Consider the following 16752-nt stretch of genomic DNA (forward strand, 5'->3'; position numbering starts at 1 on the left):
TCGGCCGCGTCCCCAGGAGGTGCATCAGACCAACACGCGTTCGATACCGCCGTTGTTTGCATCCTTGACGTAATCCACCAGCCACTCTTCGCCCAGTACATGCTTGGCGATCTCGACGACGATGTAGTCGGCCGTGACGTTAGCGTCTTCGTTATAGCGCGACAGACCTTGCAGGCACGACGGACAGCTCGTGAGGATCTTGACATCGTCGACCTTGCCATCTGCACGCAGCTTCGCGGCCCCCTTGCGCATTTCCTCTTCCTTGCGGAAGCGGATCTGCGTCGAGATGTCGGGGCGCGTGACCGCCAGCGTACCCGATTCGCCGCAGCAGCGATCGTTCTTCTCGATCTTGTAGCCGTCGTTCTCGCTGCCCATCAACTGGTTCACGAGCTTGACCGGGTCCATGGTCTTGATCGGCGTGTGGCACGGATCGTGATACATGTAGCGCGTGCCGTTCACGCCTGCGAGCTTCACGTCCTTCTCGAGCAGGTATTCGTGGATGTCGATGATGCGGCAGCCCGGGAAGATCTTCTCGAATTCATAGCCCGCGAGTTGGTCGTAGCAAGTGCCGCACGACACGACCACGGTCTTGATGTCGAGGTAGTTCAGCGTGTTCGCCATACGGTGGAACAACACGCGATTGTCCGTCACGATCTTCTCGGCCTTATCTCCCTGCCCCGAGCCGCGCTGCGGATAACCGCAGCACAGATAGCCCGGCGGCAGCACCGTCTGCACGCCCACATGCCAGAGCATGGCTTGCGTGGCCAGTCCGACCTGCGAGAACAGACGCTCCGAGCCGCAACCCGGGAAGTAGAACACCGCTTCCGAATCCACCGTCGTGGTCTTCGGATTGCGGATGATCGGCACCACCTTGTTGTCTTCGATGTCGAGCAGTGCGCGCGCCGTCTTCTTCGGCAGATTGCCCGGCATCTTCTTGTTCACGAAGTGGATCACCTCCTCGCGCAGGGGCGGCTTGCCAACCGTCGCGGGCGGGCGCGCCGTCTGCTTTTTCGCGATTTTCTTGAAGATGTCCGCACCGAAACGCTGGGCTTTGTAACCCCAGTCGATCATCACCTTACGGGTGATGTTGATCGTTTCCGGATTGGTGGCGTTCAGGAAGAACATGCCGGCGGCGGCGCCCGGATTGAACTTCTTCTTGCCCATCTTGCGCAGCAGGTTGCGCATGTTCATCGTCACGTCGCCGAAGTCGATCTTCACCGGGCAGGGCGTGACGCACTTGTGGCAGACCGTGCAGTGATCGGCCACATCGTTGAACTCGTCCCAGTGCTTGATCGACACACCACGGCGCGTCTGTTCCTCGTACAGGAACGCCTCGATGAGCAGCGAGGTCGCGAGAATCTTGTTGCGCGGGCTGTACAGCAGGTTCGCGCGCGGCACATGCGTGGCACACACCGGTTTGCACTTGCCGCAGCGCAGGCAGTCCTTCACGCTGTCGGCAATCGCCCCGATGTCCGACTGCTGCATGATGAGCGACTCGTAGCCCATCAGCCCGAAGCTGGGCGTATAGGCATTGCGCAGATCGGCGGGCAGGTCGGGCAGGTCGAGCAGCTTGCCCTTGTTGAAGCGTCCTTCCGGGTCCACGCGTTGCTTGTACGCGCGGAATTCGCCGATCTCCTCTTGCGTCAGGAACTCCAGCTTGGTGATGCCGATGCCGTGTTCGCCCGAGATCACACCGTCGAGCGAGCGAGCGATGCCCATGATACGAGCCACCGCCTTGTGCGCGTCCTGGAGCATCTCGTAGTTATCCGAGTTCACCGGGATGTTCGTGTGCACATTGCCGTCGCCTGCGTGCATGTGCAGCGCGACGAACACACGGCCGTGCAGCACGCGCTTGTGAATGGCTTGCGCTTCGTCGAGGATCGGCTTGAACTCGCCGCCCGTGAAAATCTGGCGCAGCTCGGCGCGAATTTCCTGCTTCCACGACACGCGGATCGTACGATCTTGCAGCAGATCGATCAGGCGCGTTTGCGGCTGCTTGTTCAGTCTGTCGTTCAGCGCCACGTTCATGTCGCGGATACCGTGACGATTGAGCAGCGGAATCGCCTCGGCCAGCGGCAGTTCGAAGTGATCGCGCAGGAACACCCAACGTGCGCGCACGTCACGCAACAGCGTGAGCGCCGTCTGCACGCGATCTTCGAGCAGTTCGGCCGACGGAATTTCGTTCGCGTCGTCGGTCTTGCCCAGCGGCAGATTACCGGCTTCGAAGAACGTTTCGAGCGCATCGACCAGTTGCAGCTTGTTCTTGAGCGACAGTTCGATGTTGATGCGTTCGATGTGATCCGTGTACTCGCCCATGCGCGGCAGCGGGATCACCACGTCTTCGTTGATCTTGAAGGCGTTGGTGTGGCGCGCGATGGCGGCGGTACGCGAACGGTCGAGCCAGAACTTCTTGCGGGCTTCGGCCGACACGGCGACGAAGCCTTCGCCGCTCTTGCCGTTGGCCATGCGAATGACTTCCGACGTCGCCTGTGCGACCGCGTTGTCGTCGTCTCCGACGATATCGCCGATCAGCACCATCTTCGGGAACGCGTTGCGCTTCGACTTCGTGGCATAGCCCACGGCGCGCAGATAGCGTTCGTCCAGATGTTCGAGGCCGGCCAGAATGGCACCGCCCGCCGCCGTCTGGGCGAACATGTAGTCCTTGATTTCGACGATGCTCGGAATGGCTTCCTTCGCCTGGCCGAAGAACTCCAGACAAACCGTGCGCGTGTGCGCGGGCATCTTGTGCAGAATCCAGCGTGCGCTCGTAATCAGCCCGTCGCAGCCTTCCTTCTGAATGCCGGGCAGACCGGCGAGGAACTTGTCCGTGACGTCCTTGCCGAGGCCTTCCTTGCGGAAGCGCTTGCCCTCGATCTCCAGCATTTCCGTCCTCAGCAGCACGGCGCCGGGCGCCTGATTGCCGTCGAACCACTTCAATTCGAAGCGAGCGACCGGAATGTCGTGAATCTTGCCGAGGTTGTGATCGTGGCGGGTGACTTCAAGCCAGTTGCCTTGCGGGTCAACCATGCGCCACCACGCGAGGTTATCGAGCGCGGTGCCCCACAGCACGGCCTTCTTGCCACCGGCGTTCATCGCCACGTTGCCGCCGATGCACGACGCGTCGATCGACGTCGGGTCGACCGCGAACACCAGGCCGGCACGTTCGGCGGCTTCGGCGACGCGTCGGGTCACGACGCCCGCGCCCGAGAAAATCGTCGGCACCGGCTTGTCGACACCCGGAAGGGCCGAATACTCGACCTCGTCGAGCTGCTCGAGCTTTTCCGTATTGATGACGGCCGAAAACGGCGTGAGCGGAATGGCGCCGCCCGTATAACCGGTGCCGCCTCCGCGCGGAATGACCGTCAGCCCGAGTTCGAAGCAGCCCTTCACCAGCGCCGCCATCTCGGCCTCGCTATCCGGTGTGAGCACAACGAACGGGTACTCCACACGCCAGTCGGTGGCGTCCGTCACGTGCGAGACACGCGACAGTCCGTCGAACTTGATGTTGTCGTGAGCGGTCGTGCGGCCGAGCACCTTCTTCGCGCGGCGGCGCAGATCGGCCATCTTGCCGAACTCTGCGGCGAAGTCCGCTACGGCGCGGCGAGCGGCCGCTTCCAGTTGCTCGACGCGGGCGGCGCGTTCGCGGCCAGTCGCATCAGCGTGCTCGGCCACGTCGGCACGACGACGTTTGTCGATCTCGTTGAGCCGGTGGTCGAGGGCGTCGATCAGCAGCTTGCGACGCTTCGGGTTGTCGAGCAGGTCGTCTTGCAGATAGGGATTGCGGCGAACCACCCAGATGTCGCCGAGGACTTCATACAGCATGCGGGCCGAGCGGCCGGTACGGCGCTCTGCGCGGAGTTCATCGAGGATGGCCCAGGCGTCGGCGCCCAGCAGGCGCATGACGATTTCGCGATCCGAAAACGACGTGTAGTTATAGGGAATCTCGCGCAGTCGCGCGGGCTGTGCAGCTACGGCATGCTTTGCGTCGTGCGGCTCGAAGGCAGGCAAGGGTGCGTTCATCTTGTCGGGCTCGTCAGTGCGGCGGTGCATCCGCCGTCGGCGTTCGTCTCGCGGGACGCGCCGAAAGTCAAAATCGGGTATGCGCTAAGAATGCCGACGGCAGACGCGACGGATGCGCGTGCGCCGGCAACAGACGATCTGCGGTCAGCGAGATCGACGACTGCCGTGCGAAAACGCCGATGACGAATCGTGTCCGGTCATCGAGCAGAAGCACAGAGGGGTGAGGCAGTTGGTGCGCATGCCCAGATCTTTCTTCCGGCTTGGAAAGTGTTGGTAGGGGAATGTAGTCAGAATTGTACTTCATTGCACCGCAACACGTCGGCGCCGCAGCGAATTCCCCCTGGCGGCGCGCGATTCCCCTCCGCCCCCCCTCCTCTGCCGCGCCCCGGCAGATTCATTGCAGCGTTGACGGTGCGTCCACGACCGCTCGCTCCACGAATCCTCCAGGGCGATCGCGCGATCCCCGTATAGCGCTATATTCGTTTAAACACAACGACTTGCGCCCTACTTCTGGGCTGAAATTTCCAACGAATGGGAGTATGTTTGGCCGGTCCCCCGATCCATCCACCCGTCAAGAGGTGTCTCTATGGTTACGTTTCAACTGAACGGCCGTCCCGTGCAGGTCGATGTCGACCCTGCCACGCCCTTGCTCTGGACTCTGCGCGATGCGCTCAATATGACCGGCACCAAGTTCGGTTGCGGCATGGCGCTGTGCGGAGCGTGCACCGTGCATCTGGACGGTGCGCCCATCCGGAGCTGCATCACCCCGATTTCTGCCGTCGCGGGCAAAAAAGTCACCACCATTGAGAACATTGGCGCAGACCCTGTCGGACGCGCCGTGCAGGATGCCTGGGTCAAGCACGACGTGCCCCAGTGCGGATACTGCCAGAGCGGCCAGATCATGTCTGCCGCTGCGTTGCTGCGCGAGAACAAGCGGCCGAACGACGAGCAGATCGACGCGGCCATGGCGGGCAATATTTGCCGCTGCGGCACCTACGCCCGCATTCGGGCGGCCATTAAAGACGCTGCGGCGTCGCTGGCCTGAGGCGAGGAGACATCACCATGCGTGAACTTCGTTTTTCCCAGCGCCCTGGCGTTGCTGTGGGCGACTTCACCGGCCTGACGCGCCGTGCGTTTCTCAAGACGTCGGCCGTTGCTGCCGGCGGCCTGATGCTCGAGATGTCGCTGCCCGGAGCGGCGCGCACCGCCAGTGCTCAGGGGGCGGCGGCCATGCCCGTCGTGCCGTCGGCGTTCGTACACATTGGCACGGACAACACCGTCACCATCCAAGTCAACCGCCTCGATTTCGGACAGGGTGTGCAGACGGCGCTGCCCATGCTCGTCGCGGAAGAACTCGATTGCGAGTGGTCCAACGTGCGAAGCGAACTGGCGCCTGCGGCCGATGTCTACAAAGACCCGCTGTTCGGCATCCAGATGACGGGTGGCTCCGGTTCCGTCGCCCACTCGTGGCTTCAGTACCGGCGCATCGGGGCATCTGCGCGCGCCATGCTCATCGCGGCGGCGGCGCAGCAATGGAAAGTTCCGGCGGCACGGTTGCGCACCGAAAATGGCGTCGTGCTGGGTCCGAACGGCCAGCGCGCCACGTACGGCAGCCTCGCCGCGCGTGCACAGGCGCTGCCGGTGCCGGCTGACGTCGCCCTCAAAGATCCATCGGCGTTCCGATTGCTTGGCAAGCCGACTGGCCGGCTTGATGCGCGCGCCAAATCTACCGGCGTGCCGATGTATGGCATGGACTTCAAGCTGCCGAACCTGAAAGTGGCCGTCGTGGCGCGTCCGCCGGTCTTCGGTGCGAAGGTAAAAGGCTTCGACGCCAAAGCGGCGCGTGCGGTCAAGGGTGTGCGTGACGTGCTGGAGATCCCGGACGACCGAGGCGGCACTGCGGTGGCGGTGATTGCCGACGGTTACTGGCAGGCCAAGACTGGCCGTGACGCGCTCAATGCCACGTGGGACACCAGCGGCGTAGAGCACGTAGACACCGCGGCGCAGTTGGCCAAATTCAAAGAGATGGCAAAGACGCCGGGCACGGTCGCCATCGATGGGGACATTTCCAAACTCGAGGGTGCACCCAAAACGCTCGTGGCGGAGTACAGCTTCCCGTATCTGGCGCATGCGCCGATGGAGCCCTTGAACTGCACCGTGCAGCTCTCCGACAAGGGGGCTGAAGTGTGGACGGGCACGCAGTTCCAGACCGTCGATCAGGCGGCCATTGCGCGCACCCTCGACTTGAAGCCTGAGCAGGTCAAGTTGCACACCTTGATGGCGGGCGGCGGATTTGGCCGCCGGGCGGTGCCGACGTCGGACTATGGTGTTGAGGCGGCACAGGTGGCGAAGGCGTGGCGGCGTGCGGGGCACCCTGAGCCGGTCAAAGTGATCTGGAGCCGCGAGGACGACATTCGCGGGGGCTACTACCGCCCGATGTATGTGCATCGAGCCGAGATCGGACTTGATGCCAAGGGCAACGTACTGGCGTGGAATCACACCATCGTGGGCCAATCGATTTTGCAGGGCACGCCATTTGAAAAAATGATGGTCAAGAACGGGATCGACGGCACCAGTGTGGAGGGTGTGTCGGGAACCCCGTACGCCGTGCCATTGCGTCTGACGTTGCACAGTCCGCAGGTCAACGTCCCGGTGTTGTGGTGGCGGTCGGTGGGTAACACACACACGGCGTTTGTCGTGGAGACGCTGGTAGACGAGTTGGCGAAGAATGCCGGGCAGGACCCGGTGGCGTATCGATATGCGTTGATGGGGGACAAGCATCCGCGTCACCGCGAGGCGTTGGCATTGGCGGTGGAGCGCTCGGGCTATGGAAAGACCAAGCTGCCGGGGGGACAAGCATGGGGCGTGGCGGTCCATGAGTCCTTTGATTCCGTGGTGGCGTACGTGGTGGTGGCGGAGATGCGAAATGGGTCGCCGCGATTGGTGAGTGCGACGGCGGGGGTGCATTGCAATTTCGCGGTCAATCCGTTGACGGTGGCAGCACAGGTAGAGGGTGCGGCGCTGATGGGATTGGGCACGACGTTACCGGGTGCGGCCATTACGTTAAAGGATGGGGAAGTGGAGCAGAGCAACTTCCATCAGTACATGGTGGCGCGGTTGACGGACATGCCGGCGATCAGCGTGCACGTGGTCAGTTCTGGGGATGCGCCGACGGGCATGGGCGAACCGGGCTTACCGCCGTTGGCGCCGGCGTATGCGAATGCGCTCTTTGCGTTGACGGGCAAGCGGCAGCGAGCACTACCGTTCGAAGTGGCGCAGACATAAAGAAAAGAGAGAGAGAGAGGGGGGAGAGGGGTGAAGAAAGAGAGATGAAAAGCGGGACTGGGGCTCCTTTCTGCAGCGAGTTGGGTTTATGTCTGAGAGGCGGAAAGGGGCCCCGGTCCCGCTCCCCGGACTTCGGTCAGAACTCCGGGGCGGGGGGGGGGAGCTAATCACCTCTACCCGACCAGCAAATGTTTGAACGGTGCAAAAAAGCCCTGCCAGAAGGACTCGGGCACACGAAGCATGAGGTAGGTAATCGCGATATACCGAAGCGTCTTCCCGACGGCGATATAGAAGAGACAGGTGCGCCAGGAGAGTCGAAGCCACCCTGCGAGGGTGCAGAAGGGGTCACCGACGATGGGGAGCCAGGAGAGGAGGAGGAGGGGTGGGCCGAAGCGGCGCATCCAGCGGTGATAGCGATCATACATTGGCGCTTTGCTGTCGGCGCGTTTGCCGTCGTCGTCGTCAGCGGTGACAGTCACCGCTGTCGCCGCGTCCCCACTGACGAGCACAGCAGCGCGCGCGTGCGCTCGCTGGCGGGCCTTGAGACGGACCAAGCCGCGTCGTGCGGCGAAGCCCATCCACCAGTCGAGCATGCCGCCGGCGGTGTTGCCCACGCTTGCCACGGCGATGGCGGGCCAGAACATGTGGGGATTGAGGGCCACATACCCGAATAGCGCGGGTTCCGAGCCCATGGGCAGCAATGTGGCGGACAGAAACGACACTAGAAAAATGGCGGGCAGTCCGATGCCGGGCAGAGCGAGCGCGGCTAGCAGCCAGGTGATGAACGACTCCATGCAACTCCGGAAAAATCAAAACCAATCGAAAAGAGAGGCGAATCCTGCCCCGTGACCGACCGGACGGTCGGCACATTCACAATGCGCGCGAGCGCATGTCGTTTGGCAGAATCAAAAAGTCTGGCGCATAATGCGAGACCATGACCCGCCTCCTGACGCCGCCCGTGGCCATTCTACTGGCTGGCGGACTCGGTACCCGCTTCGATGCGGCTGGGCGCCGGAACAAGCTGCTCGCGCCGCTGCCCGGAGATCCGCTGAACCGATCCGTTGCCCTTGCCAGCGCCCATGCGCTGCTGGCGGTATTGCCGCGCGTCATTGCGGTGGTGCGTCCGGATTCGGCCGAGTTGGAGAACGTGCTGTTGCAGGCGGGTTGCGAAGTCGTGATGAGCCACGCGAGCAAGCGCGGCATGGGTGCGACGCTCGCTGCCGGCATCCAGTCCGGCGTCGATGAAGATCCGCCCCCTGGGCTTGAGCATCTTGATGGCTGGCTCGTTGCGCTGGCCGACATGCCGTATATCCACCCGAATACCGTGCGTGCGATCGCCAGCGGGCTCACTTCGCCCGAAGCCATCGTCGCGCCGAGCTACCAGGGACAACGTGGCCATCCCGTCGCGTTCGGTTCTGCCTTTACCTCGCGTCTGGCTGCCCTCGACGGCGACATTGGCGCGCGCGACCTGTTGATTAGCGAGCACATTACGATCGTCGATGTCGACGACGCCGGAATCGTGCGCGACATCGACACCCCAGACGACCTTCGCTAGGGCGCGCACTCCCCTTTCCCGTTTTTTCCCGAGAGACAAGCGCGACCGCCCCGGCGGACGTGCTGGTCTATCATTGTCCTTTTGTTCCTTGATGTGCCTAACCTGAAGAAGCCTTAAATCATGTCCGACGCAGCTCCCGACTACCTGAAGAAGATCCTGACCGCAAAAGTCTACGACGTCGCCAAAGAAAGCGAACTCGAATTGGCGCGCACGCTATCCATGCGGCTGCACAATCGAATTTATCTGAAGCGCGAAGACAACCAGACGGTGTTCTCCTTCAAGATTCGGGGCGCGTACAACAAGATGGCCAACCTGAGCGAAGCCGAGCGCGAACGCGGTGTGCTCACCGCATCGGCCGGCAACCATGCGCAGGGTGTGGCGTACTCGGCGGCACGTCTGGGCTGCAAAGCCGTCATCGTCATGCCGATCACCACGCCGCAACTGAAAATCGACGCCGTGAAAACCCACGGCGGGCGCGCCGTCGAAGTCGTGCTCGCGGGCGACTCCTATAGCGACGCGTACGCTCACGCCATGACGTTGCAGGAAGAGCGCGGCCTCACCTTCGTGCCGCCGTTCGATGATCCCGACGTCATCGCCGGCCAGGGCACCATCGCCATGGAAATTTTGCGCCAGCATCAGGGGCCGCTGCACGCCATCTTCGTGCCCATCGGCGGTGGCGGTCTCGCGGCCGGTATCGCCGCCTATGTCAAAGCGGTGCGCCCCGAGATCAAGATCATCGGTGTGCAATCCGTCGACTCCGATGCCATGGCGCAATCCATCCACGCAGGCGAGCGCGTGTTGCTGGGCGACGTTGGCCTCTTCGCCGACGGCACGGCCGTGAAATACGTCGGCGCAGAAACCTTCCGCCTGTGTCAGGCCTACCTCGACGAAGTCGTGCGCGTGGATACCGACCAGCTCTGCGCCGCGATCAAAGATGTCTTCCAGGACACCCGCAGCGTGCTCGAACCGTCCGGCGCGCTGTCCGTGGCGGGGGCCAAGCTGTACAGCGATCGCGAGAAGCTCAAAGGCGAAACGCTCGTGGCAGTCACCTCCGGTGCGAACATGAACTTCGACCGCCTGCGCTTCGTGGCAGAGCGAGCCGAAGTCGGCGAGGCGCGTGAAGCCGTGTTCGCCGTCACCATTCCGGAGGCGCGCGGCAGCTTCAAGCGCTTTACCGAAGTGGTGGGCAGCCGCAATGTGACCGAGTTCAACTACCGAATTAGCGAAGCGTCGAGCGCCCACATCTTCGTGGGTATCCAGATGCATAATCGCGACGAAGGCGACCGCATCAAAGCGGGCTTCGAGCGCCACGGCTTCCCCACGCTCGATCTGTCCAACGACGAACTGTCCAAACAGCACATCCGCTACATGGTCGGTGGCCGCTCGGCGCTCGCCAGCCACGAAGTGCTGTACCGCTTCGAGTTCCCCGAGCGCCCCGGTGCACTGATGAAATTCCTCTCGGCCATGAGCCCGAACTGGAACATCAGCCTGTTCCATTACCGGAATCAGGGGGCCGACTACAGCAACATCCTCGTGGGTATTCAGGTGCCGGACAACGAGAAAGCCGCGTTCCGCGACTTCCTTGCCACGCTCGGCTATCCTTACTGGGACGAAAGCGACAACCCCGTCTACAAACTGTTCCTCGCGTAAGCCGGAACCGCGTAGACGCCTCCCGCCACCGCATCACGACAGGACCACGCAGCCACCATGCCGATCTCGCTCGAGAACAAACTCGTCGTCGCGATATCCTCGCGCGCGCTGTTCGACTTCGAAGAAGAGAACCGCGTGTACGAGACCGGCGTGGCGCACGGCGACGACAAGTCCTACATGCGCTACCAGCTCGAACGCCTCGACGTGCCCGCGCGGGTCGGTGTGGCGTTCCCGCTCGTGAAAAAGCTGCTCGCGTTCAACGACGGCAACGAGATCGATAAGCATCGCGTCGAAGTCGTCGTGCTCTCGCGGAACGACCCCGTGAGCGGCATGCGCGTGTTTCGTTCGGCGCGTCAGGTCGACCTCAAAATCGAGCGCGGCGTGTTCACGCGCGGACGCGATCCGTTCGGGTATCTCAACGCGCTGGGCGCACACCTGTTCCTGTCAGCCAACGAGCGCGACGTGCGCAGTGCACTGGCAGCCGGCTTTCCGGCAGCGCGCGTGTATCCCGATTCGGCCAAAAAAGCGGAGCTTCATCCCGACGAAATCCGCATCGCCTTCGACGGCGATGCGGTGCTCTTCTCCGACGAAGCCGAACGGATCTTCCAGAGCAACGGCCTCGACGCGTTCCAGCAACATGAAATCGAACGCGCCGCCACCCCGCTGCCGCCGGGTCCGTTCAAACCGTTGTTGCTGGCACTGCACCGCTTGCAGACGCTTGCGGGTCACGAAGTGCCGGTCAGAATCCGTACCGCGCTCGTGACGGCACGCTCCGCCCCGGCGCACGAGCGCGCCATTCGCACGCTGATGGACTGGCAAATCGACATCGATGAAGCGATGTTCCTGGGCGGGCTGGACAAAGGCACATTCCTGCGCGAGTTCGAGCCCGATTTCTTCTTCGACGATCAGACACGCCACTGCGAGTCGGCCGCGCGGGTCAGCCCGACCGGACACGTCATCAGTGGCATTGCAAATCATGACAACGCCTGACCAATCTCCACTCGGCAAAGAAGTTGCCTACACCGAGCAGTACGCGCCGTCCCTGCTCTTTCCGATCGCACGCGCTCCGGCGCGCGCGGCCATCGGGGTGCCCGACGTCCTGCCGTTTTTCGGCGCGGACATCTGGAACGGATACGAACTCTCATGGCTCAACGAAAAGGGCAAACCGCAGATTGCGCTGCTCACCGCCATCGTGCCGGCCGACTCGCCCAACATCGTCGAGTCGAAGTCGTTCAAGCTGTATCTCGGCTCATTCGCACAGACCAAGCTGGCGAATGTCGATGCCGCGCGTGCGCTGATTCAGCAAGACCTGTCGGAAGCTGCGGGCGCAGCCGTGCAAGTGCGCCTCGTCGAGCCAGCCGCCTTCGTCAAGCTCGAGCTCGACGAACTCGACGGCCTGCTCGTCGACCGTCTCGACATCGAGACCGACGTCTACGCACCCGATGCCACATTGCTCAAGGCTGCTGAAGGCGAGCCGCACGTGGACGAAACACTCGTGTCGAACCTGCTCAAGTCCAACTGCCCGGTGACCGGGCAACCCGACTGGGGCAGCCTGCAAATTCGCTACGTCGGGCCGCCGATCGACCAGGAAGGCCTGCTCAAGTACGTGATTTCGTACCGGCGCCATACCGGCTTTCACGAGCAATGCGTGGAAGGCATCTTCATGGACATCCTGCGTCAGTGCAAACCGAGCCAGTTGGCCGTCTACGCCCGCTACACGCGACGCGGCGGACTGGACATCAACCCGTTTCGCACCAACTTCACGCTGCCGATGCCGGACAACGCGCGCACTGCGCGTCAATGACGCGATCTGAACGCGACGCAAAAAAATGGCGACGGGTGAGTGAGTCCCGTCGCCCAATCCACCTCAGGAGTCCTTGCGTATCGTTCAGCGCATTCAGCTCAGATAACTGACCCTGGCCATCATCCTGCGCGCGGCATTTCCTACGTTCACATACTTCGGCTGACCGGCGCATCGATGCAGCGTCTCCTTCATGGCCCGGTGCGCCGCTTCGAAATGCTGTAGCTCGATCAGACACTCACCAACGCGATACATCGGACCGGGCGCCTCCTCGTCCATCAACGCCGCGGCCATGAACAACGGTAGCGCTGCCCTGGGCTCGCCATGCCGTTGCACCGAGAGCGCCAGGGCCACCGCATAGTCGGCTTCGAGCGGACACGCCGATAGCAGCGGCGCGAAACATTCGATGGCCTGCGCGTAGTCGCCGCGCTCGAACGCGCCGTAGCCGCAGCGATAGGCGGTATCGCACTGCATCGCGTCCCACGCGCCGGGACGTGGCATTCCCATCGCCTCGCGCTGCTTTTCGGCGTCACGCACCGCAGCAAGCGCCACGTCTATCTCATTGGCGATGTCCTGTGAGGATGGCATCTTGCCTTGGGGAATTTCAAACGGGCTCACGCCGGACGTCCTCCGCATTAGCATTCGCGAATCGCACACGCGTGCTCAGCGTACCGATTTCATGCGCCACCGCGCGACGCTTTCGCAACGACTGACACACCTGGGTGAGACCGAACGTCACCGCGACCGTCGACACGAATCCCATGCCCGCGCCAAAGCTGTATCCCAGCCACCGGCGGTTGTGCGCGGCGATCGAGTTGTCGGGCTGCGAGTCGGCCTCGAGACAGACGTACGCGGCACTCGCGAGCCCCGCCAATCCCAGGACGGTACTCGCAAAGCCCACCAGTCCGGAGGCGCACCCCGCGGCGGCGAGACGGTCTATCGCCCGAAATCGAACACGCACCTCGTCGGGCGTTAACGGAAAATCGATGTTGACCTGCGCCTGCTCGGCGGATTCGACTGGCTCGCGGTGCTGCGGCACTTGCAGACCCGCTCCCGAAATTGACCCTTGTCTCACAGTCCGTCTCCTTTCTGATGGGAAAACTGAAGACTGCGCTCAACCGAAGTCGCCGGCCATCGAAGGCAAACCGCAGACTTTGCGAAACGGTTACCAAGGTGCCCGTCAATGTGAAAGCGTGGTGGAAAAACGAAAACGGCCAACGAAATCGCCGGCCGCTCGCTTCCTGCGCAGTACGTACTCGGTGCCGTAAACGGCCTCGGCAAGTATCGCCAGCATGTTCCGAATGGCTCGATGTATCTGGGCAACGGTGCCTCCATCGATATCTGGACGCACAAAAAAATGGCGACGGGTGAGTGAGTCCCGTCGCCATTTCATCTCAGGAGTGCTTGCTTACCAGTTAGCTCATGGAGCTGACCTTGACCATCAATTTTCGCGCGGCATTGCCTACGTCTGCATACTTCGGCTGATCGGCACATCGATGCAGCGTCTCCTTCATGGCGCGATACGCCGCCTCGAAGTGCTGTAGCTCGATCAGACATTCACCAACGCGATACATCGGCCCGGGCGCCTCCTCGTCCATCAATGCCGCCGCCATGAACAAAGATAACGCCACCTCGGGCTCGCCATGCCTCTGCACCGAAAGCGCCAGCGCAAGTGCGTAGTCGGCTTCGAGCGGACACGCCGATAGCAGGGGAGCAAAACACTCGATGGCCTGCGCATAATCGCCACGCTCAAATGCGCCGTAACCGTGGCGGTAAGCGGTGTCGCACTGTGTCGCATCCCACTCACCGGGTTGCGGCAAACCCAGTGCTTCGTATTTTTTGCTGGCGTCGCGCACCAGATTGAGCGCCGAATCGATCGTGATGGCGATGTGTTTCGACGAAGGGGTATCACCGATCGGTGCCTCAAGCGTATTCACGTGCATCCCCTCCTGTCATTTCGTACTGCGTCCCCACGCGCAATTCGCGTATTTCGACCGCCGACGCACGACGTTCCTCCCACCCGGCGCAAAGCCGGCTGAGACCGATCGTGACAGCCATCACCCCGAGCCCGAGAAGTGACCCGCCTGCGGTGTATTCAGCCCTCTGATTGCTTCGCGCCAGCGACGAATCGTCAACCGTCGCCGCAGCGTCGACAATAAAATACGTACCACTCACAACGCCCGCTAAGCCGAGAATCGTCACAGCCAGCCCCGTCAACAATGACGAGCATCCCTCCTGACATACCCGGCCTCCCATTTGCCGATGAAGGCGTACATCGTCGGGCGCAGGCGGGAAGTCGATGGTGATCGCAGAATCGTTCTGGTTCGCGCCCTCCGAACGCTGCGGTGTCGTGGCGTGGTGTACAGCCGGTGTCAAATTTGGGTCCAGTCTCACGGTTCGTCTCCTCACAGGTTAGGAAACGCAAGCCTGCACGCCCTTCTCCTACTGTGCCATCGAAGCCAAACCGTAGACTTTGTGAAACAGGTACCCGGGGGGCCGCCGATGTGGAAATAAGCTTAGGCGGCAGGCTTCTTGTACGCCACGCAGTCCACCTCCACCTTGCAGTCGATCACCATGCTCGACACCACGCAAGCGCGCGCCGGCGGGTGTTCGCCGAAGTACTCCTTGAATACCTTGTTGAACGACGCGAAGTCGCGCGGATCGTCCAGCCATACGCCGCAACGCATCACGTGCTCGGTGCCGTAACCGGCCTCGGCGAGTATCGCCAGCATGTTCTGAATGGCCTGATGCGTCTGGGCGACGATGCCCCCATCAATCACTTCGCCGTCTTTCATCGGGGTCTGCCCCGAAACGAACAGGAAGCCATCGGCTTCGGTTGCGCGTGCAAAGGGCATGCGCTGGCCACCTGTGCCCTGCCCGCCTTCCACGCCATATCGCTTGATACTCATCATCGCTCCTTTCGACAAAACGGCTTCAACAAACACTGACTCAAAGCACCGGCTGAGGCTTGCCGCGACGCACGAAACGGCCCGCGCGCGCATTCTGCGTAGGCGCGCGGTCTTGCCACGACAACACCCCGTTGACCCATACGGCGGCGATACCATACGCCGGCTGCATCGGATCGGTGAAGGTGGCGGCATCGGCCACCGTAGCCGGATCGAACAACACCAGATCGGCCCAGTAGCCCTCGCGCACGAAACCGCGCTGCGTCAATCCGAAACGCTCGGCCGAAAGGCCCGTCATCTTGTGGACGGCTTCGGCGAGCGAGAACAATTGCTGCTCGCGGCTATAGCGGCCGAGCACGCGCGGGAACGCGCCCCACAGACGCGGGTGCGGCAACGGATCGTTCGGCAGCCCGTCCGAGCCGACAACGGTCGCGGGATGACGCAGGATGCGGCGCACGTCGTCCTCTTCCATGCAGTGATACACGGCGCCCGCCGGTTGCAGACGCTTTGCCGCCTCCATCAGATCGACGCCCCACTCGCCGGCAATCGTCGCCAGCAGCTTGCCGCCTTGCGCCGGGTGCGGTTGCGACCACGTCACGAGAATGTCGAAGTCGTCCGTCACCTGTTTGAGATCGAGCGTCGACGAACTGGCCGTATACGGATAACAATCGCAGCCGACCGGCTGAAAGCGTTGCGCCTTGTCGAGTGCCTCGAGAATTTCTGCGCTGCGTCCCCAGTTGTCCACGCCCGCACACTTCAGGTGAGAGACGACGACCGGCACGCGCGCGTGACGTCCGATGCGGAAGGCTTCATCGAGCGCTTCGAGAATCTCGGCGAATTCGGTGCGCAGGTGCGTCGCATAGAGACCACCCGCCTCGGCGAGCGGCTCGGCCAGCGCGAGCACTTCCTCGGTCGGCGCGGCATTCGCGTTCGCGTAGGCAAGACCGGTCGACAGTCCCAACGCACCGTGTTCGAGCGCTTCGCGCAATTGCGCGCGCATGCCCTCGATTTCCGCCTCGGTCGCAGGCCGGTCAAGCCGGTCCATATGGTTATTGCGCAATGCGGTATGGCCGATCAGCGCGGCCACATTGATCGCCGGCTGCGCTTTCTCGAGCGCGTCGACATAGGCGGCGAAGGTCGGATACCGGAACGCGCCGGCGTCTCCCAGCAGGTTCATCGGGTCGGGCGGATCGCCTTTGAGTACCACAGGCGACGCGCTGATACCGCAGTTGCCGACGACAACCGTCGTCACGCCCTGCGAGAGCTTGGGCGTCATTTCCGGTGCGCGCACAACGTTCGTGTCGTCGTGGGTATGCACATCGATGAACCCCGGGCTCAACACGTGGCCGTCCCCGTGAATCTGTTGCGCGGCATCCCAACCGGACACTGCACCTGCCTTCGCCATCGTGTGAATACGACCGTCGCGTAGCGCGACATCGAAACGCTCGTCGGTCATCGGCGCGCCGGAGCCGTCCGCCAGACGTACGTTCGTGATGAGGGTGTCGACCGTCCGGTTCGCAAGGCTGTTAGTCATA

13 protein-coding genes are annotated in these 16752 nt (G+C 62.6%); 6 read left to right on the top strand and 7 right to left on the bottom strand.

Features of this window, described 5'->3' with window-relative positions:
- Positions 1–24: 24 nt before the first annotated feature.
- Entirely contained in the window at positions 25–4020 is a 3996-nt protein-coding gene (locus PHO31112_RS10360; protein ID WP_150620436.1) for a DUF3683 domain-containing protein, read from the bottom strand.
- A gap of 586 nt (positions 4021–4606) precedes the next feature.
- Here PHO31112_RS10360 and PHO31112_RS10365 point away from each other — a divergent pair.
- Together PHO31112_RS10365 and PHO31112_RS10370 are read left to right on the top strand one after the other, a co-directional pair.
- Positions 4607–5065: a (2Fe-2S)-binding protein gene (locus PHO31112_RS10365; RefSeq protein ID WP_150620437.1), complete on the top strand. Its 459-nt coding sequence runs from the start codon at positions 4607–4609 to the stop codon at positions 5063–5065.
- Between the two features lie 17 nt (positions 5066–5082).
- Positions 5083–7305 (top strand): xanthine dehydrogenase family protein molybdopterin-binding subunit, encoded by a 2223-nt coding sequence (locus tag PHO31112_RS10370; protein WP_246178011.1) that lies wholly within the window; start codon positions 5083–5085, stop codon positions 7303–7305.
- Positions 7306–7478: 173 nt separating this feature from the next.
- On the opposite strand, the gene PHO31112_RS10375 is transcribed toward PHO31112_RS10370, so the two are convergent.
- Complete coding sequence (locus PHO31112_RS10375) at positions 7479–8099, bottom strand: YqaA family protein (RefSeq protein ID WP_150620438.1); 621 nt, start codon at positions 8097–8099, stop codon at positions 7479–7481.
- Positions 8100–8239: 140 nt separating this feature from the next.
- Between PHO31112_RS10375 and PHO31112_RS10380 the strand changes: the two genes are divergently transcribed.
- From PHO31112_RS10380 to queF, 4 genes are all read left to right on the top strand, one after another.
- On the top strand, positions 8240–8860 hold the full coding sequence (locus PHO31112_RS10380; protein ID WP_150620439.1) for a nucleotidyltransferase family protein: 621 nt from the start codon (positions 8240–8242) through the stop codon (positions 8858–8860).
- A gap of 120 nt (positions 8861–8980) precedes the next feature.
- Positions 8981–10510: a threonine ammonia-lyase, biosynthetic gene (ilvA, locus tag PHO31112_RS10385; RefSeq protein WP_150620440.1), complete on the top strand. Its 1530-nt coding sequence runs from the start codon at positions 8981–8983 to the stop codon at positions 10508–10510.
- 57 nt (positions 10511–10567) lie between these two features.
- The gene (locus PHO31112_RS10390; RefSeq protein WP_150620441.1) at positions 10568–11500 is read left to right on the top strand and encodes a 5'-nucleotidase; all 933 of its coding nucleotides are present in this window, start codon (positions 10568–10570) and stop codon (positions 11498–11500) included.
- Positions 11487–12314 (top strand): NADPH-dependent 7-cyano-7-deazaguanine reductase QueF, encoded by an 828-nt coding sequence (gene queF / locus PHO31112_RS10395; RefSeq protein WP_150620442.1) that lies wholly within the window; start codon positions 11487–11489, stop codon positions 12312–12314. The genes PHO31112_RS10390 and queF overlap by 14 nt, the downstream gene beginning before the upstream one ends.
- 93 nt (positions 12315–12407) lie before the next feature.
- Here the strand turns inward: queF and PHO31112_RS10400 are convergent, their stop codons facing one another.
- The 5 genes from PHO31112_RS10400 to PHO31112_RS10425 all read right to left on the bottom strand — a co-directional run bounded on the left by PHO31112_RS10400 (position 12408) and on the right by PHO31112_RS10425 (position 16751).
- Complete coding sequence (locus PHO31112_RS10400; RefSeq protein WP_150620443.1) at positions 12408–12929, bottom strand: hypothetical protein; 522 nt, start codon at positions 12927–12929, stop codon at positions 12408–12410.
- Complete coding sequence (locus tag PHO31112_RS10405; RefSeq protein ID WP_150620444.1) at positions 12916–13386, bottom strand: hypothetical protein; 471 nt, start codon at positions 13384–13386, stop codon at positions 12916–12918. The genes PHO31112_RS10400 and PHO31112_RS10405 overlap by 14 nt, the downstream gene beginning before the upstream one ends.
- Before the next feature lie 340 nt (positions 13387–13726).
- On the bottom strand, positions 13727–14248 hold the full coding sequence (locus PHO31112_RS10415; protein ID WP_150620445.1) for a hypothetical protein: 522 nt from the start codon (positions 14246–14248) through the stop codon (positions 13727–13729).
- Positions 14249–14827: 579 nt separating this feature from the next.
- The gene (locus tag PHO31112_RS10420; RefSeq protein WP_036663661.1) at positions 14828–15214 is read right to left on the bottom strand and encodes a RidA family protein; all 387 of its coding nucleotides are present in this window, start codon (positions 15212–15214) and stop codon (positions 14828–14830) included.
- Between the two features lie 46 nt (positions 15215–15260).
- Positions 15261–16751 carry an N-acyl-D-amino-acid deacylase family protein gene (locus PHO31112_RS10425; protein WP_150620446.1) on the bottom strand — a complete coding sequence of 497 codons (1491 nt, stop codon included), beginning with the start codon at positions 16749–16751 and terminating at the stop codon, positions 15261–15263.
- Position 16752: the final 1 nt, after the last annotated feature.

This window comes from Pandoraea horticolens, assembly GCF_902459555.1.
Lineage (GTDB): Bacteria > Pseudomonadota > Gammaproteobacteria > Burkholderiales > Burkholderiaceae > Pandoraea > Pandoraea horticolens.